The organism is Arthrobacter sp. Soil736 (genome assembly GCF_001428005.1).
Classification (GTDB): domain Bacteria; phylum Actinomycetota; class Actinomycetes; order Actinomycetales; family Micrococcaceae; genus Arthrobacter.
In genome coordinates this window covers 167,952-184,516 of sequence record NZ_LMSB01000023.1, presented here as the reverse complement: position 1 = coordinate 184,516, position 16,565 = coordinate 167,952, and the positions used below count along the sequence as shown (strand labels likewise).

The 16,565-nt window shown below is 67.1% G+C and carries 10 protein-coding genes; 4 read left to right on the top strand and 6 right to left on the bottom strand.

Translation table 11 applies throughout. From position 1 onward, the window contains the following. Positions 1–66: 66 nt before the first annotated feature. From ASG92_RS14200 to ASG92_RS14175, 6 genes are all read right to left on the bottom strand, one after another. A complete protein-coding gene (locus tag ASG92_RS14200; protein ID WP_056629401.1) occupies positions 67–1,038 on the bottom strand; it encodes a MoxR family ATPase in 972 nt (323 codons plus the stop codon). Positions 1,039–1,122: 84 nt separating this feature from the next. Beyond that, positions 1,123–7,227 (bottom strand): Ig-like domain-containing protein, encoded by a 6,105-nt coding sequence (locus ASG92_RS14195; protein WP_056629400.1) that lies wholly within the window; start codon positions 7,225–7,227, stop codon positions 1,123–1,125. Between the two features lie 244 nt (positions 7,228–7,471). Continuing rightward, positions 7,472–8,602, bottom strand: a complete 1,131-nt coding sequence (locus tag ASG92_RS14190) for an adenylate/guanylate cyclase domain-containing protein (protein ID WP_056629398.1) — start codon at positions 8,600–8,602, stop codon at positions 7,472–7,474. Continuing rightward, a complete protein-coding gene (locus ASG92_RS14185; protein WP_056629395.1) occupies positions 8,592–9,191 on the bottom strand; it encodes a PH domain-containing protein in 600 nt (199 codons plus the stop codon). Before ASG92_RS14185 ends, ASG92_RS14190 begins: the two co-directional genes overlap by 11 nt. After that, the gene (locus tag ASG92_RS14180; RefSeq protein ID WP_082579505.1) at positions 9,184–10,143 is read right to left on the bottom strand and encodes a biotin--[acetyl-CoA-carboxylase] ligase; all 960 of its coding nucleotides are present in this window, start codon (positions 10,141–10,143) and stop codon (positions 9,184–9,186) included. Before ASG92_RS14180 ends, ASG92_RS14185 begins: the two co-directional genes overlap by 8 nt. A gap of 60 nt (positions 10,144–10,203) precedes the next feature. Beyond that, positions 10,204–11,094: an NAD(P)-dependent oxidoreductase gene (locus ASG92_RS14175; RefSeq protein WP_056629393.1), complete on the bottom strand. Its 891-nt coding sequence runs from the start codon at positions 11,092–11,094 to the stop codon at positions 10,204–10,206. Between the two features lie 218 nt (positions 11,095–11,312). On the opposite strand from ASG92_RS14175, the gene ASG92_RS14170 reads away from it, so the two are divergent. The 4 genes from ASG92_RS14170 (at position 11,313) to ASG92_RS14155 (ending at position 16,563) form a co-directional block, all read left to right on the top strand. Continuing rightward, positions 11,313–12,896 (top strand): acyl-CoA carboxylase subunit beta, encoded by a 1,584-nt coding sequence (locus ASG92_RS14170; RefSeq protein WP_056629392.1) that lies wholly within the window; start codon positions 11,313–11,315, stop codon positions 12,894–12,896. Beyond that, positions 12,893–13,138 carry an acyl-CoA carboxylase subunit epsilon gene (locus ASG92_RS14165; RefSeq protein WP_056629389.1) on the top strand — a complete coding sequence of 82 codons (246 nt, stop codon included), beginning with the start codon at positions 12,893–12,895 and terminating at the stop codon, positions 13,136–13,138. Before ASG92_RS14170 ends, ASG92_RS14165 begins: the two co-directional genes overlap by 4 nt. A gap of 78 nt (positions 13,139–13,216) precedes the next feature. Then, positions 13,217–14,911 carry a DUF885 domain-containing protein gene (locus ASG92_RS14160; protein WP_056629388.1) on the top strand — a complete coding sequence of 565 codons (1,695 nt, stop codon included), beginning with the start codon at positions 13,217–13,219 and terminating at the stop codon, positions 14,909–14,911. Positions 14,912–15,108: 197 nt separating this feature from the next. Continuing rightward, complete coding sequence (locus ASG92_RS14155) at positions 15,109–16,563, top strand: dicarboxylate/amino acid:cation symporter (RefSeq protein WP_056629386.1); 1,455 nt, start codon at positions 15,109–15,111, stop codon at positions 16,561–16,563. Positions 16,564–16,565: the final 2 nt, after the last annotated feature.

The following is a 16,565-nucleotide window of genomic DNA, read 5'->3' as shown; positions in this document are numbered from 1 at the left end:
GTTGGAACCTTTGTTAGCGATGCTTCAGTGGTGTCGGATCGGTGGGGGCGGGCCGGAACCCGCGTATCAGACGGCCGCGCGCTGCTGAGGGGCGGCGACGTCCGCCAGCACCCGGGAGAGCACGGCGTCAGCCGTGGCACCGGAGAACTCGGCCTCGGGATCCATCACGAACCGGTGGGTCCAGACAACCCCCGCGAGGTCCTTGATGTCGTCCGGCAGGACGAAGTTGCGCCCCTGGCTGGCTGCCCAGACCTTGGCCGCCCGGACCATGGCCAGGGCGCCGCGGACGGACACGCCCAGCCGCGTCTCCGGGGCGTTTCGCGTCTCCTCGCAGAGCCGGGAGATGTACTCGAGCACCGCGGTGTCCACGTGCGTGGTGGCCGCGAGGTCGGCCAGGTCCGCCACGGCCTGCGTGGTGATGACAGGCTGCAGGTCGCGGGACCGGTCCTTCAGGTTGGTGCCGCCGAGCAACTGGACGGTGGAGGCGTGGTCCGGGTAGCCGATGGACGTCTTGATCAGGAACCGGTCCAGCTGGGCTTCGGGCAGCCGGTACGTGCCGGCCTGCTCGATCGGGTTCTGGGTGGCCATCACCATGAAGGGGCGTCCCGCCTCGTAGGTGGTGCCGTCCACGGTGACGCGGGATTCCTCCATGACTTCCAGGAGCGCAGACTGCGTCTTGGGCGAGGCGCGGTTGATTTCGTCGGCGAGGACGATGTTGTTGAAGATCGGGCCCTTGTGGAATTCGAACTTCTGGGTCTTCTGGTCATAGATGGTCACGCCGGTGACGTCGGAGGGCAGCAGGTCCGGCGTGAACTGGATGCGGTTGTTGGACCCCCGGACGGTGGCGGCCAGCGCGCGGGCCAGCGATGTCTTCCCGGTTCCCGGTGCGTCCTCGAACAGCACGTGGCCTTCGGCCAGCATGGCGGTGAACGTCAGGCGGATGACGTGTGCCTTGCCCAGGACGGCCTGGCCCACGTTGGCGACGAGCTTTTCGAACGTGCCTGCAAACCAGTCGGCCTGCTCGGTTGTCATGGTCATGAGATGGTTCCTCTTCTGTGTGGCACATAATTTCCGGCAATTCCGGAGCGATTCATTCGTTCGTCATGGGATGGCTTCCCAGATTCAGCACTGGCCCACGCCAGGGCCCCTGACGTCCACCGTGACGGCCTTGACGTACCAGCCCTGGTGCGGCCCGCCGTTCATCAGGTACCAGCGGCCGTTGTTGTTATAGATGTCCGCCCAGCACGGCGTGGCGATCCAGCCGTCTGAATAAGACACCCAGTTGGCGTCGCTGCCACCGCAGCTGCGCGTCGCAGCGTCGTACCGGTCCGGGACACCGGGCTTGCCCGGGCAGCTGTTGTTGTCGCTCTGCTTGACCCTGACTTCTGTCAGCGGGGGCGTGGGATCGGCCCCCGAAGTTGAGGTTGCGGAGTCGGCCTGGCCGCAGTCCTTGATCCCGTCGGTTCCGTTGCAGGCGCGGACCGCCAGGGTATGCCGCTGACCCCAGCCGCCGCCGGACTGGCTGTACTGCCGGTTCATGCCCACAGACTTGAAGCCGGTGCCGTCAAAACTGACCTCATACCGGTTGATGGGCCGCCCGTTGCTGTTGGGCGCGGTCCACGTCCAGTGCACCTGGGGGTCTCCCTTGGGAGACGTTTCGCCGGTGACGCTCGGCGTTCCGGGCGCACCGTACGGAACGTCCGAGCCGATGGCTTTGGCGTCACCGGAGACGTTGTTCTTGATCGATGTGGCGATGATGTTGACCGTCACGTCCCTGCCGTTGGGCTGGTTCGTGATGGTTCCCCCGCCGGCATTGATCGGGCCCGAACCGTACGCGGTGGACCAGCGGTAGCGGATTTCGTCGGGCTGTGACCCGTTGCGCTGGGCTTCGGTCAGCGGCGTGAATGTCACGTCCAGCTCTCCGCTGTTGCCCGTCGCGCGCACAGTGCCGCTGTTCACTGTCCCCGGCTTCCCGGCAGCACGGATGGCCGCCGACTGGGCGCTCGTCCCGGAGGTTCCGGCCTTGTTGGTGGCCGACACGGTGAAGGTGTAGTCGGTTTCGGAGTTCGCCACCGTCACGTTCAGGGACGTTCCGGAGGCCACCTGCTGGCGCTTGACGGCGGTCCCTCCGCGCAGCGTTGTCAGCGTGTAGGCGGAGACGGCGTCGCCGTTGTTGTTTGGTGCGGTCCAGTTCACCTGCAGCTGGCTTTGGTTGCCCACGGATCCGGCGCCGGAAACTGTCGGCGCGGCGGGTGTCACGGGAACTCCGGCTGGAGTTTCCGCAGCGGAGTAAGGGCTCCATTCGGAGGGTTCCCTGGCGTCGTTCCGGGCCAGGACGCGCACTTTGTAGGCAACGCCGTTTTCGAGGCCCTTCCAGACGTAGCTGGCGGCCGTGAGGTTCTGGATCTGCGCGTTCTGCCCGCTGGGCGCCGGCGAGATCTCAAGATCGTAGGACTTGACCGGCGAGCCCTTGCTGGCCGGTGCCGTCCACGTGATGCTGAGCTGCTTGTCGCCGAACTTCATCGCCGGAGCAAGCGGAGTGTCGGGCTTGACGTCGGGGCGGACCTCAGCCGAAACCGGCGAACGCTCGGACTCGCCGACGTCGTTCGTGGCCGTCACCTGGAAATGGTATTTGGTGTTGTTCACCAGGTTGTTCAGGGTGCACGAGTTGGCCGGGCAGTCCTGCCGGTAGCCGCCCTCGCCGTAGACCGTGTACTTGGTGATGGGTGAGCCGCGGTCCGCGGGCGCGGTCCAGTTCAGCAGGGCTGTCTGGTCGCCGACGCTCTGGGCCTGCGGGGTGGTGGGCGCCAGCGGCTTGTCCTTGACCGTCAGCCGGATCCGGGCCGTGGCGTAGCGGGAGGCTTCGTCGGTCTTGTCCGCCACGGTGTAGGACACTATGAGCGTTCCGGAAAAACCGGCCGACGGCGTGACCGTCACCGAGTCCCCCGCGATGGCGGCCGTGCCCTGGCCCGTTTCCGTCGCCACGCCAAGGATCTTGAGGGGCACGTCCGGGAAGGGGTTGGAGTCGTTCGCCAGCACCTTCACCGTCACGGGCTTGCCGGCCGCCGCGTCGGCCTCGACGTCGTCGTTGGCCACAGCCTTGGCACGGTTGGAAGCAGTGACGGAAAGGCGGAAGGTGGCGACGGATTCCAGCCCGCGCGGGTCCTTCGCCTTGACCTGCACAGCGCCGCCCTCACCGGGCCGCACGCCGTCCTTCGCCGAGACATTGAGGGATGCGCCGTCAATGTCCGCGGTGAAGCCCTGGGGAACTGCGCCGAGCACCTCGTACTTCATGTTCCGGACGTCGTCGGCGTCGGGGTCGGATGTCAGTTTCGCCAGGTCGGTGGCGGCGGAGTCGCCCAGCGGCACGTCCACCGCGCCGCCCAGCAGCGTGGGCGGGTTGTTCCGGCCGGGGTCAGGCAGGACCTTGGTGCGGATGCTCAGGGTGGACTTGAGCCCGGCGGGGTCATCGGGACCGGTGCCGTCCGTCACTTCAAAGCTGATGGACCCCGGGCCCACATAATCCTTGCCTGCGGTGTACTTGATGGCGGTGCCGCCGTTCGCCACCGGGTCGGCGCCGTCCCCTCCGATAAGCTTGATCCGGTCAATCTGGGTCAGGCGGGGCGAGCGGCCTTCGCGCACTTTCACCCACTCGGCCAGGTCGGCGGTGACGGAATGGCCCGCGACGACCTCGAGCACATCGTCCTTGGCGAGGGTCGGCACCTGCTGCCCGATGCCCGGCACCCAGATAATGGCCGTGGACGTCTTGCCGTCCACGTCCTCAACCGTGTAAGGCACCAGCTGCGGCTGCTCGGTCAGTTCGACGAGCACGTTGCCGTCCGGACCCGGGCGGGCCGTTTCGGTTCCGCTGGTCACTTTCAGGTTCTCGCCCACGCCGTCCGGATCCTCGTCGTTTTTGAGGACGGGAACGTCGACGGCGGTCTTGCCCAGGGTCTGGGCCGAGGTCACCCGGTCATCCCGGGCGATGGGCCCCTGCAGCGGGACCTTGCTGTCCACCACCATCCGGATGGCAGCCTGCGCGGAGGCGCCCCGCTCGTCGGCAACGGTGTACCGGACGTTGACGGTGCCTTCGGCGGCCGGGGCCTGCAGGATGATGCGCCCGCTTTGCTTGCTGACCTCCGCCTTCAGCGCGGCGTCCGCTTCGATGCCGTCGCTGAGGATGCGGATCAGGTCGCCGTCGGGGTCGGTGTCGTTTCCGGTCGCGTCGACGGCGATCTGCCGGCCGGGGCGCACCTTGACCTCGTCATCCACGGGCGTGGGCTTCTGGTTCGTGTCGCCGCGGGGCGCGATGCCCACGGTCACCGTGCCGGTGTTCACGGCACCCTGACGGTCCACCACCTTGTAGCGGAAGGAATCGGTTCCGGCTCCGTCCCCGGCCGCAACAAAGTCGATGAAGTTGCTTCCGGCGGTCGCGGTGCCCATGGCAGGCGTGCTGTCGATTCCGGTCAGCTGGACGGAGTCGCCGTCGGGATCCATGCCGTCCAGCGGCACCGGGATCCGGACCGTGCCGGCCGCAACAACCCTGGCCGTAAGGTTCCTGGGCTGCGGGCGCGAGTTCTCGGCGCCCTCGAGCGGAAGGATGTGGATGGTGACGGCCGCCGCGCTCTTCTGGCCCTGGGGATCGACGGCGTTGTAGATCGCGCGGACGGTCTTCGGCTGGCTGCCGGCGATGAACCGGAGGGTGTTTTCCGAAACGAAGCTCCTGCCGTCCTCGGCGGGCACGGACTGCGGGAGCACCGGATCAACGCTCAGCTTCTCGCCCTGCGGGTGCGTATCGTTGTCCAGCACGGGGATGGTCACGACGTCATTGACGCGGACGTTGACTTCATCGGGTTTGGGCTGCGGAGCCTCCACCACGGCCGGGGCCGGAACCGGCACCACGGAGACGCTTCCGGTGGCTGAATCCCTGCCGTTGGACATGGTGTAGCGGAACACGAAGGGATCCTTGGTGCCCGCGATGTCGGTGATCCGCAGGACGCTGTGGTCAATGACACTGACCGAGGCGGTGGCATTTTCCGGCAGCGAGACGGACTGCAGCACCAGGACGCCGCCGGACGGGTCGGAATCGTTGGCCAGCGGGTCCAGGAGCACGCTGCCACCCACCGGCAGCAGTGCCACGTCATGGACGGCCACAGGCTTTCCCGTGTCCTTGCCGGATTCGACGTCCACCCGGATGAGGCCCTGGCTGCTCTGGGGACCGTTGCTCGCAATGTACGTCAGGTAGACGGGACCGGGCGTGCGGCTGCGGAAGGTGAACGTGCCGCCGTCGGTGACGGGACCGAGTTCGGCGGGCCCGCCGGCTTCCACCTGGGCGAGGCGCAGGGCGCCGCCGTTGGGGTCGACGTCGTTCTTCAGCGGCGCGATGACCAGGTCCTGGCCGACGACGGCGGTCACGTGGTCGGCGTTGACCACCGGGGCCAGCGCGCCCGGCGGCTGCACGTTCACCAGGACTTTTCCGGTGGAGGTGGCCTGCCCGTCCCACACGGACACCGTGACGCTTTTCTTGCCGGCCGAGGCTCCCGAGTCCTGGTAGGTGAGCAGCCCGTCGCGCCGGACCTTCACCTGGTCCTGTTCATTGTCGGCGGTGGCGGACATGAGGACGAGGTCGTCGCCGTCGGGATCCGCCCAATCCGTCAGGATGTTCTGGCTGACCGTCTTCCCCTGCTCCACGAGCAGGGTGGTGGGATCGCTCCGCTTGAAGGCCGGCGGCCTGTTCTCGTCGGGGCCCACCACGTTCAGGGTCACCTTGCCGCCGGCAGAAAGGCCGCGACCGTCCGCTGCGCTGTAGTCGAACGTCTCGGTGCCGGGCGCGGCGTCCGCGGGGACGGTGATCTGGAATGCCGATCCGCCGTGAATGCCCTCGAGGCTGCCCGCCTCAGGGCCGTTGCTCCCCACCGAAGCGGTGAGGACGTCGCCGTCGGGGTCCGAGTCGTTGTCCAGCACGCTCAGGACCGTGGTGCGGCCGGGCCGGACCCCGACGACGTCGGGCTTGGTTTCCGGCGGGCGGTTCGGTTTGGTGCGGTCCGGCAGGACATTGATGGTGTTGTCGTCGGCTGATTCCTCATCCTGGTCATCGGCCTGGTTCTTCGGCGGAACCACGTCGTCCCAGTTGTTGACGAGCTGCATGTTCTGGTTGACGAGCCAGACGTTCCCCGAATTCACGTCGTTCAGCACCACGACGTCCCGGTTGACGCGGAACACGTAGCTCGGCGACGCACTGGCCTTGGGGACAGCGACGTTCTTGTCGTCGGCATCGTTGGCGCAGTCCCGGACGTACTTGTTCACGCCGGACCACGCCGCGTGAACGCAGCCGCCCAGCTGCACCGGCGCCGCCGGCACGCCCTGCCCGCCCGTGGTGACGGTCTTCGCCGCCGAGCCGTCCAGCGGCTGCTTCAGGAGCGCCTTCGGCGTGGCCAGGGCCACGGAGTCCGACGCCGGACCCGACTGCTGGAGTTTCGCTTCCGCCGCGTCCGCCAACACCAGCTCGCGGCCGCCCGGGAGGAACAGCCGGCCGGCGGCGGCATCCAGGACAACAGGCTGGTCCCCCACCACGGCCAGTTGGAGGTCGCCCGCGCCCTTGAGGCCTGCCCATGTGCTGGACTCCGCGTCGGCGGGCTCGCCGTTGGCGTCCACGGCGGTGACGGTCACCTGCCCCGTTTTCGGATCCGCCGAATAGATCCGGTCGTCGGAGCCGACCGCCGACACCAGCCCCTGGGAGCCGGCTACTGCCGGCTCGCTGGATTCCTCATCGAAGGCATTAACCGTGGAGGGCGACATCGCCCACATCTTGCCGGCGGCGGGGTCCGTGACGGAAATGACCTCGGTGCCGAAGCTGACCTGCGCCGAGCCCGGGAGCTGTTTGTCCCCGCCGAGCCTCATGTTGGCGGCCGACACCTGGTTCAGGGTTGAGCCGGACTCGTCATCCACGAACACCTTGCCGGCGTTCTGCAGGACGTCAAAGGTGGTGCTCGCCGGGGTTACCGCTCCGTCAAGGACCCGTGAGGGGTAATTCAGCCGGCCGACGGCGTTGCGTGCCTTGCTGACCACCCACACGCCGCCGTCGTTCAGGTCCACCTCGGCGGTCTTGAACCCCGGGTAGATCACGGCGCCGGCTACGAGCGCTGCAGCGGCTGCGGAAAAAACGGTACCGGTGATGAGCTTGTTGCGGCGGTTCCTGAGCCCCAGCCTGCCGAACAAAGTTGACACAGCGTTATTATTCCCCCGAAATCACAGCCGCCTGAGCGCAGCTTACTGGCCACTGATGTGCATCAGGAGCCGTGACATTCCGCCACTCCCCCATCGAGACGCCGGAACAATTCTGAGTTTCGACTATTACATGGGCGCTGGCGGGTTGTCCAAGGAGAGCCCGGTGCGGGACTCTCCGTTACCCGGGCAAGCCTACCTACGGCGGGCCGGATCCGCGATGGGGAGGACTCCCCCGCTGTAGCACCTAGTCCAGGACCAGGCCCTTGCCCTGGCCCCGGGCCAGCACCACCGGCTGGATCTCGCCGAACCCGCGGACGTTCTCCACTTCCTGCGGGATCAGCACGAACCGCTCGTCCTGGTCCAGGGCGGCCGCGGTCATCGAATCCACCAGCACGGTTCCCGGATCGGCCAGGGTGGTGAGCCGGGCGGCAAGGTTGACGGTCGGCCCGTAAATGTCGCCCAAGCGGGACAGAATCCGTCCCCACACCATGGCCACCCGTGCCTCGGGGAGGATTTCGTCCCTGGTGAACGCCTCGGCCAGTGCCAGGGAAATTTCCGCGCCGGCAGCAGGGGTCTCGGCGATGTAGAGGACTTCGTCGCCCACCGTCTTCACGAGGCGGCCACCGCCAACGGAGATGATTTCGGCGCATTTGTTTTCGAACCGCTGCACCAGCTTGGCCAGGGTTTTTTCGTTCATCCACCGGGACAGGCTCGTGTAGGACACCAGGTCAGCGAAGCCCACGGCCCGCGCCAGCGGCAGCGGAGCGTCGTCCTCGTCGCCTTCGCGGCCTTCCTCGCTGGCCTGCAGACCGGCCTCAGCCCGGACGGCCAGACGTTGGACACCGGCGTTGAGCTGGCGCCGCCACGAGTAGACCAGCATCTGCTCGAGCGGATCCACGAGCGCGGGAAGTTCATGCACCAGGCGCTTGCGCGCCTGGGCGTCCGTGAGCCCCTGCTCATGGACCATGTCCTCGACGAGCGCCTCGATCTGCCACACCACCATGCGGTCCGTCATCTGGCCGATGGCCCGGGTGACCGAGATGGCGGCCTCTTCGGTGAGATTTCCTGACCGGACCAGGTCCACCACGGTGTTCAGGGCGGCCTGGTCGCGCTCAGTGAAGGCAACGTCGTCGTCGCCCAGGTTGGGAAAGCCCAGGGCGCGCCACAGTTTCCGGGCCGACAGCAGCGACAGCCCGGCGCCGGCCGCCACTTCACGGCGGCGCAACTTGCGCTCACCGCCCAGGAGACGCGCCTCCAGGGTTTTTGCCGCGATTCGTTCCGCGGAGAGGGTTCCGGTGTGCGGAGCTTCGACGACGGCGTCGGTCACCTCGCCGGTGCCCGTTTCCTGGCTGCTGCGCGGATCATCATCGTTCATCTCTTCCACCTTCTCTCATGTCCCGCGGAAAACCGGCGTCGAAATCCTTCGGCGCATCATCCAATCCAAAAATTTCTTCATCCGGGAGCTCATCAATAGCATCCAGCAAGAACCTGTGGAACGTGGCGACTTCCGGCACGTCCCGCAGCTCGGCGCTAAATTGGTGCCCGGCATCCAAGGATATATTCCCGGAGCGCAACATCCGCTGGAGCATCGTCTGGCTCACCGTGACATTACGCACTGAGGCCAGGAACACCTGCTGGTCCCGCCGCCGCAGCACGCCATAGCGGGCCAGTATCCGCTGGCTGGTCAGGAAGTAGCGGGTTGCGTGCCACCGCATCAGCCTCGGCAGGCAGTAGCCGCACAGGACCCACGCGGCCGCCAGCACGCAGGCCGCAACCAGCCAGAACGTCCACTCGCCGGAAACGGCCGGGACCAGCCCGGACAGTCCGCCGCGGATGATCCAGGCGCTGGCAAAGGCGGCAAGGGCAGGCATCAGCACGAACACCACCGCCGGGACAAACAGCATCCTGGGCTGCGGGCGGGTCACCACAATGACCTGCTCACCCGGCAGGAGTTCTTTACGCATAGCCGCTTTCCGCGGACTGCCCCGGCGGGGTCCAGGCACGCAGGTGAACCACGTCTCCGGCGGTCACCACGTGCTCGTGGGACGCTGCATCAACCACCAGCAGCGAGCCGGAGTCATCGAGCCGGGTGGCATGGCCGATGATTTCGTGATCGCCCGGCAGTTGGGCACGGACCTGCTTGCCCAGTGTCACCATGACGGCCTCCACGCGCTTGTGAAGTGACGGCCCGCCGGCCAGCCCCGACGTGGGGTCGCCGTCGGCGTTGCAGAAGCTGCGGTAGAGCACGCAGAACCGGGACAGGTAGCTCTTCAGGAGCACGGTGCGGTTCACGGTCCCGGCGCCTTCAAGCTGCACGGACGTGGCCGTGGGAACCGGAAGCTCGGAGTCCGTCAGCGTGACGTTCAGCCCCGTGCCCAGAATGACCGGCGGCACCGAGCCGTCCCCCATCGGCCCCAGCTGGGCCAGGATGCCGGCGACCTTCCTGCCGCGGACCAGGACGTCGTTCGGCCACTTGAGCTCAGCGGGGATTCCCGCCGTATCCAGCAGTGCATCGCGGAGTGCCAGCGCGGCCAGGAGTGAGAGCCACGAGTAGGTCTGGGTGGGCAGCGGCCGGCCGTCGGCGTTGACGGGCCGCAGCACCACCGACACCAGGACCGAGCTGCGGGCGGGCGCCTCCCATGACCGGTCCAGCCGTCCGCGGGCCGCCGTCTGGTGTTCCGCGGTCAGGACCGCCAGGTCCGGCCAGGCCTTGGGGTCCACGGTGACGGCACGCAGGAGGTCTGCGTTGGTGGAACCTGTGGTGTCCACGACCGTCAGTTGCGGGATTCCGTTGGCGGACAGGAATTCAGTGCTGGACAGGGCGTCACGGTCCAGTGCGGGCCGCTCGGGCAGCCCCTTCGCTCCGGCCAGGTTCTCCTGCGGTTCACGGCTATCGTCAGGGCGTGCGGCTTCCATAGTTGAATCCTATCGAGTTGCCGGGCAGGAGCGGCCTGATCCGGAAGGCGGTCAGAGGATTCAGAGGAAGATGTCAGGAACGAGGCGGTCCTCGGCGGCGCCCAGGCTGTAGGGCCGGAAGTCGGCCACTCCGGCCGCGGACAGCACCTGTTCATCCGTGTAGAAGTTTCCGGTGGGGCTGCCCGTCCCCTCTGCGAGGTTGCCGCCGGTGAGCACGGCATGCGCCGCGTCCGCCATGATTTCCGGCCGGCGCGCCGCCCGGACGATCGAGTCCCCTCCCGGCATGTTCCTGATGGCCGCGGTATCGATCAGGGTGCAGGGCCACAGCGAGTTGACGCGGATGCCGTCGGACTTGAGTTCCTCCGCCAGGCCCAGCGTGGTCAGGCTCATGCCGTACTTGGCCATCGTGTAGGCCAGGTGCTTGCCTGCCCATTTGGGATCAAGGTTCAGCGGCGGCGAGAGCGTGAGGATGTGCCCGCCGTCGGACTTCCGCAGGGCGGGCAGGGCCAGCTTGGACAGCAGGAAGGTGCCGCGGACGTTGATGTCCTGCATGAGGTCGTACCGCTTCATGTCCACGGCATCCGTGGTCGACAGGTCGATCGCTGATGCGTTGTTGATGACGATGTCGATCCCGCCGAAGTGCTCGACGACGGCCGCCACCGCGTGCGCGACGTCCTCGTCATTGCGGACGTCCCCGACGAGCGGCAGTGCCCTGCCGCCGGCGGCTTCCAGCGCTTCGGCGGCGGTGAAGACCGTGCCCTGGAGCTTGGCGTGGGGCTGTCCCGTCTTGGCGAGCAGCACCACGTTGGCGCCGTCTCGGGCAGCGCGGAGGGCGATGGCGAGGCCGATCCCGCGGCTGCCGCCGGACATCAGGATGGTGCGGCCTTGAAGGGAACCGGCGGCGCGGTAGGGCGTTGCGGGGGCGCGGGAAGCATCGTCGCTTGAAGTCATAGGGACACTCTAGCCGTTTTATGTTACCGGCGAGTAACATTGGCCATCTCGCCGACGCCGCGGACGAAAATTGTAGGATCCCTACAACGGTGCGGTGAATAAGCGTCATTAGACTAGCCATCAGGGCCTTGGATTTGTGCAGAAGCTACTTAAGCCTGCACCAGGCGCCCCGCGTTACGCTGCTACAGCACCGATCAGCTACAGAGCCGGAGACATTCATGAGCCACGATCTGACCACGACGGCGGGAAAGATTGCCGATTTCCGCGACCGCCAGGCCAGTGCAGAGCAGCCCTCCGGACCGGAAGCGATCGAGAAGCAGCATGCCCGCGGCAAGAACACGGCCCGCGAGCGCATCGACCTTCTCGTGGACGAAGGATCCTTCGTGGAGTTCGACGCCCTGGCGGTGCACCGCTCCACGGCCTTCGGCATGGAGAAGAAGAAGCCGCTCGGCGACGGCGTGGTGTCCGGCTACGGCACGGTGGACGGACGGCTCGTGGCGCTCTACAGCCAGGATTTCAGCGTCTACGGCGGTTCGCTGAGCCAGGTCAACGGCGAAAAGATCGTCAAGGTCCAGGAATTCGCGCTGCGCAACGGCTGCCCGGTGGTGGGCATCAACGACGGCGGCGGCGCCCGCATCCAGGAGGGCGTGGCGTCGCTGGCGATGTTTGCGGACATCTTCCGCAACAACGTGCACGCATCCGGCGTCGTCCCCCAGATCTCCCTGATCATGGGCCCCTGCGCCGGCGGCGCGGCCTACTCCCCCGCCCTGACCGACTACGTGGTGATGGTGGACAAGACCTCGCACATGTTCATCACCGGCCCGGACGTCATCAAGACCGTCACGGGCGAGGACGTGGACATGGAGACCCTGGGCGGGGCCCGGCAGCACAACGCGACCACCGGAACCTCCACCTACCTGGCGTCGGACGAAGCCGACGCGATCGAGTTCGTGCGGGAACTGCTGGACTTCCTGCCTTCCAACAACCTTTCCGAGGCGCCGGTCCTGGAGCACCAGCAGGAACTGGAGCTCGACGACGACGACCACGCCCTGGACACGCTGATCCCCGACTCCGCCAACCAGCCGTACGACATGCGCAAGGTCATCGAGCAGGTCGTCGACGATGCCCACTTCCTGGAGATGCAGTCGCTGTACGCCCCGAACGTGATCATCGGCTACGGCCGGGTCGAGGGCCACACGGTGGGCATCGTGGCCAACCAGCCCATGCAGTTCGCCGGCACCCTGGACATCTCGGCCTCCGAGAAGGCGGCCCGGTTCGTGCGGCACTGCGATGCCTTCAACGTTCCCATCATCACGCTGGTGGATGTTCCGGGCTTCCTGCCGGGCAAGGACCAGGAGTTCCAGGGCATCATCCGCCGCGGCGCCAAGCTCCTGTACGCGTATGCGGAAGCCACCGTGCCCAAGCTGACCGTGATCACGCGTAAGGCCTACGGCGGCGCGTACATCGTCATGGGCTCCAAGAAGCTCGGCGCCGACCTGAACCTCGCCTGGCCCACCGCGCAGATCGGCGTGATGGGTGCGCAGGGTGCCGTCAACATCCTTTACCGCCGCGACCTGGCTGCCGTCGCCGAGGCCGGCGGCGACGTCGAGGCCAAGCGCGCCGACGTCATCCGCCAGTATGAGGAGGAGTTGCTGAACCCCTACCAGGCTGCTGAGCTTGGCTACGTGGACGCCGTCATCGCCCCCTCGGACACGAGGCTGCAGATCATCAAGGGACTCCGGGCGCTGCGCGACAAGCGCGCCAGCCTCCCCACCAAGAAGCACGGAAACATCCCGCTGTGAGCCCGAAAGATCCGCCGGTCGACGCCCCGCTGGTTGAGCCTGTCGAAACCCCGCTCTTCTCCGTTATCAAAGGAGAACCGACGCCCGTGGAGCTGGCGGCGCTGACCGCCGTCGTCCTTTCCCTGGAGTCAGCCGAAGCGGCCGCCCTGGAGAAGCCCAGCGTCCGCCACTGGGTCCGGCGGCAGCAGCTTCGGCTCGGCCCGACGCCCGGTCCCGGCGCGTGGAAGCGCAGCGGCGGCTGAATTCCGGCCGGCGCCGCAGGAGTCCGCAAAAGTTCAGTAAGTCTTTCATAACTGGGCTGGCGCCGTTAGTCTCGTGGGGTGACTAGTGAAACCTCAGCCCCAGCGCGCCCCAAGACCGCCATCGACGCCGTCGCCGACGCGTATACGGACACCCTGATCCGGCTCAATCCGAGCTTCGCCACGATTTTGGGCGTGCCGGGCCACGACACGGAATTCCAGGACTTCTCCCCTGCCGGGATCGCGGAATTCGCTACGGCGGCGCGCGGAACCCTCGACGCACTTGCGGGACTGGCTCCTGCCGACGACGTGGATGCCGTCACGCTGGACGCCATGCGCGAGCGGCTCGGTCTCCAGCTGGAGATCCACGAATCGGGCTGGGACGCCGCCGCGCTGAACAACATCGAATCTCCGGCGCAGAACATCCGCTCCATCTTTGACCTCATGCCGACGGACACCCAGGAGCACTGGGAGCATATCGCCGACCGCGCCCACAACGTTCCCGGCGCGCTCCGCGGTTACATCGAGTCCCTCCGCGCGGCCAAGGCGGCCGGCCGGGTCTCCGCCTCGCGCCAGGTGGGCATCGTGGTTGACCAGACCACCAGGTACGCCGCTGAGGACGGCTTCTTCGCGCAGCTGGCGGCCGGAGCCAGGACCGCGGACGGCCCGCTGCCGGCGGCACTGCAGAAAAACCTCGACGACGGCGCTGCCGCCGCCCGGGCAGCGTATGCCGAGTTTGCCGCGTTCCTCCAGGATGAACTGCTGCCGGTTGCGCCGGACAAGGACGCCGTGGGGCGGGAACGGTACGCCCTCGCGTCGCGGTCCTTCCTCGGAGCCACGGTGGACCTGGAGGAAACGTACGCGTGGGGCGTGGGCGAACTCGATCGGATCATCGCCGCGCAGGAAGCCGTGGCCGGGGAGATCCGGGCCGGAGCCACCGTTGCGGAAGCCAAGGAAATCCTGAACAACGATCCCTCACGCCAGCTCAAGGGCACCGACGCCCTGACGGCATGGATGCAGGGGCTTTCGGACCGCGCCGTGGCGGAGCTGGCCGGAGTCCATTTTGAGATCCCGGACGTCATGAAAACCCTCGAGTGCCGGATCGCTCCAACGGCCGACGGCGGCATCTACTACACCGGCCCCTCGGACGACTTCAGCAGGCCGGGGCGGATGTGGTGGTCCGTGCCGGAGGGCGAGGACACGTTCACCACCTGGGCCGAGACCACCACGGTGTTCCACGAGGGCGTGCCCGGGCACCACCTCCAGATCGCCACTGCCGTCTACCGGCGCGAGCTCCTCAACAGCTGGCGGCGGAACGTCTGCTGGACCTCCGGCCACGGCGAGGGCTGGGCGCTGTACGCCGAGAAGCTCATGGAGGAACTCGGCTACCTCAAGGATCCCGGCGACCACATGGGGATGCTCGACATGCAGCGGATGCGGGCAGCCCGGGTGGTGTTCGACATCGGCGTTCACCTCGAACTCGAGGTACCGCAGCGCTGGGGGTCGGGCGCCTGGACGCCGGAAAAGGGCCTCGACTTCCTCAAGGCCAACCTGGACATCAGCGAAGGGCAGCTCCAGTTCGAATTCGCGCGCTACCTGGGCTGGCCGGGCCAGGCTCCGTCCTACAAGGTTGGCCAGCGGCTCTGGGAGCAGATCCGCACCGAACTCGAAGCCCGCCCCGGCTTCGATCTCAAGGCGTTCCACACCAAGGCCCTGAACATCGGCTCCGTAGGGCTCGACACGCTCAAGCACGCGATGCTGGGCCCCGCTGAGTGAGCCGCACCCCCGCTGATTGAGCTTGTCGAAATCCGGGGCGCGGGAGATCTTTGCCACAGGCGCAGCGGGAATAACTTCATAAAAGGCTGGTCTGGCGCCGATATACCGGGCATCTGGACCATAACTGGCCGCCAGGGGTGCGTAATATTTCTCAATACCGGGTGGAAGCTGTATTTTGTGCGGCCTAGGTTGTTCGGGTGAGCAATCAAATCAGCACTTCTTCCTCGGCCGGACAGACCGGCTTCCAGCTGCCCCGGTGGGCAGGCTCCTTCGGCTTCCAGATCATCGCCGCCCTGATTGTCGGGCTCGGGCTTGGCCTCTTGGCCAAGTACACGGGCAGCACCAAGGCCAGCCCGAACGGGCTCGGCGCCACGCTGCAGACCATCGGCTCGAGCTACGTCTCGCTGCTGCAGACCGCCGTCGTCCCCCTGATCTTCACCGCCGTGGTCAGCTCAATCTCCAACCTCCGTGAGGTTTCGAACGCGGCGAGGCTGGCCTGGAACACCCTGTTGTGGTTTGCCATCACCGCGCTGGTCTCCGTGGTGATCGGCATCGGCCTCGGCGTGCTGCTGCAGCCCGGCGCCAGCACCGGCATTTCCGGCGAGGCGAAGGAGTATGCAGGCAAGTCGGGCGACTGGTGGGCGTTCCTGACCGGCGTCTTCCCCAAGAACTTCCTGGGCCTCGGCGCAAGCACCACGGTTGCCGAGTCCGGCGCCGTGACTACCGCCGTCAGCTTCAACGTGCTCCAGATCCTGGTGATCGCGATCGCCGTCGGCATCGCCGCCCTCAAGGTGGGCAAGCAGGCCGAACCGTTCCTGGCACTCAACGCTTCGGCGCTGGCCGTCATCCAGAAGGTGCTGTGGTGGATCATCCGCATCGCTCCCCTGGGCACCGTGGGCCTGATCGGCAACGCGGTCGCAGTCTACGGCTGGGACACCATCGGTTCCCTGGGCAAGTTCACCGTTGCGATCTACATCGGCCTGGCCTTGGTGATCTTCGGCGTGTACCCCGTGCTGGTGCGCTCCCACGGGCTCTCCGTCAAGCAGTACTTCTCCGGCGTGTGGCCGGCCGTGCAGCTCGCATTTGTGTCCCGCTCTTCCATCGGCACTCTGCCGCTGACCCAGCGCATTACCGAACGGAACCTCGGCGTTCCCCGCGGTTACGCCTCCTTCGCCGTTCCGCTGGGCGCCACCACCAAGATGGACGGCTGCGCTGCGATCTACCCCGCCATCGCTGCCATCTTTGTGGCCCAGTTCTTCGGCATCCAGCTGGACGTCAGCCAGTACCTGCTCATCGCGCTCGTGTCGGTCCTCGGATCGGCGGCCACGGCCGGAACCACCGGTGCCGTAGTCATGCTGACCCTGACGCTGTCCACGCTGGGACTGCCGCTGGCCGGCGTCGGACTCCTGCTGGCGATCGACCCCATCCTGGACATGGGCCGCACGGCGGTCAACGTGGCAGGACAGGCGCTGATCCCCACCATCGTGGCCAAGCGCCAGGGCATCCTCGACGAGACGCTCTACAACGCGCCCCGCACCGGCGACCCGTTCACGGACGACTCCCCGGCCGCTGCCTCCGCGGCCGAATCCCCGGAAGCAGCACCCTCAGACGCAGCGCCGGAAGGTCGTGAGCTGGCCGCGTCCAAAGCCTAGCC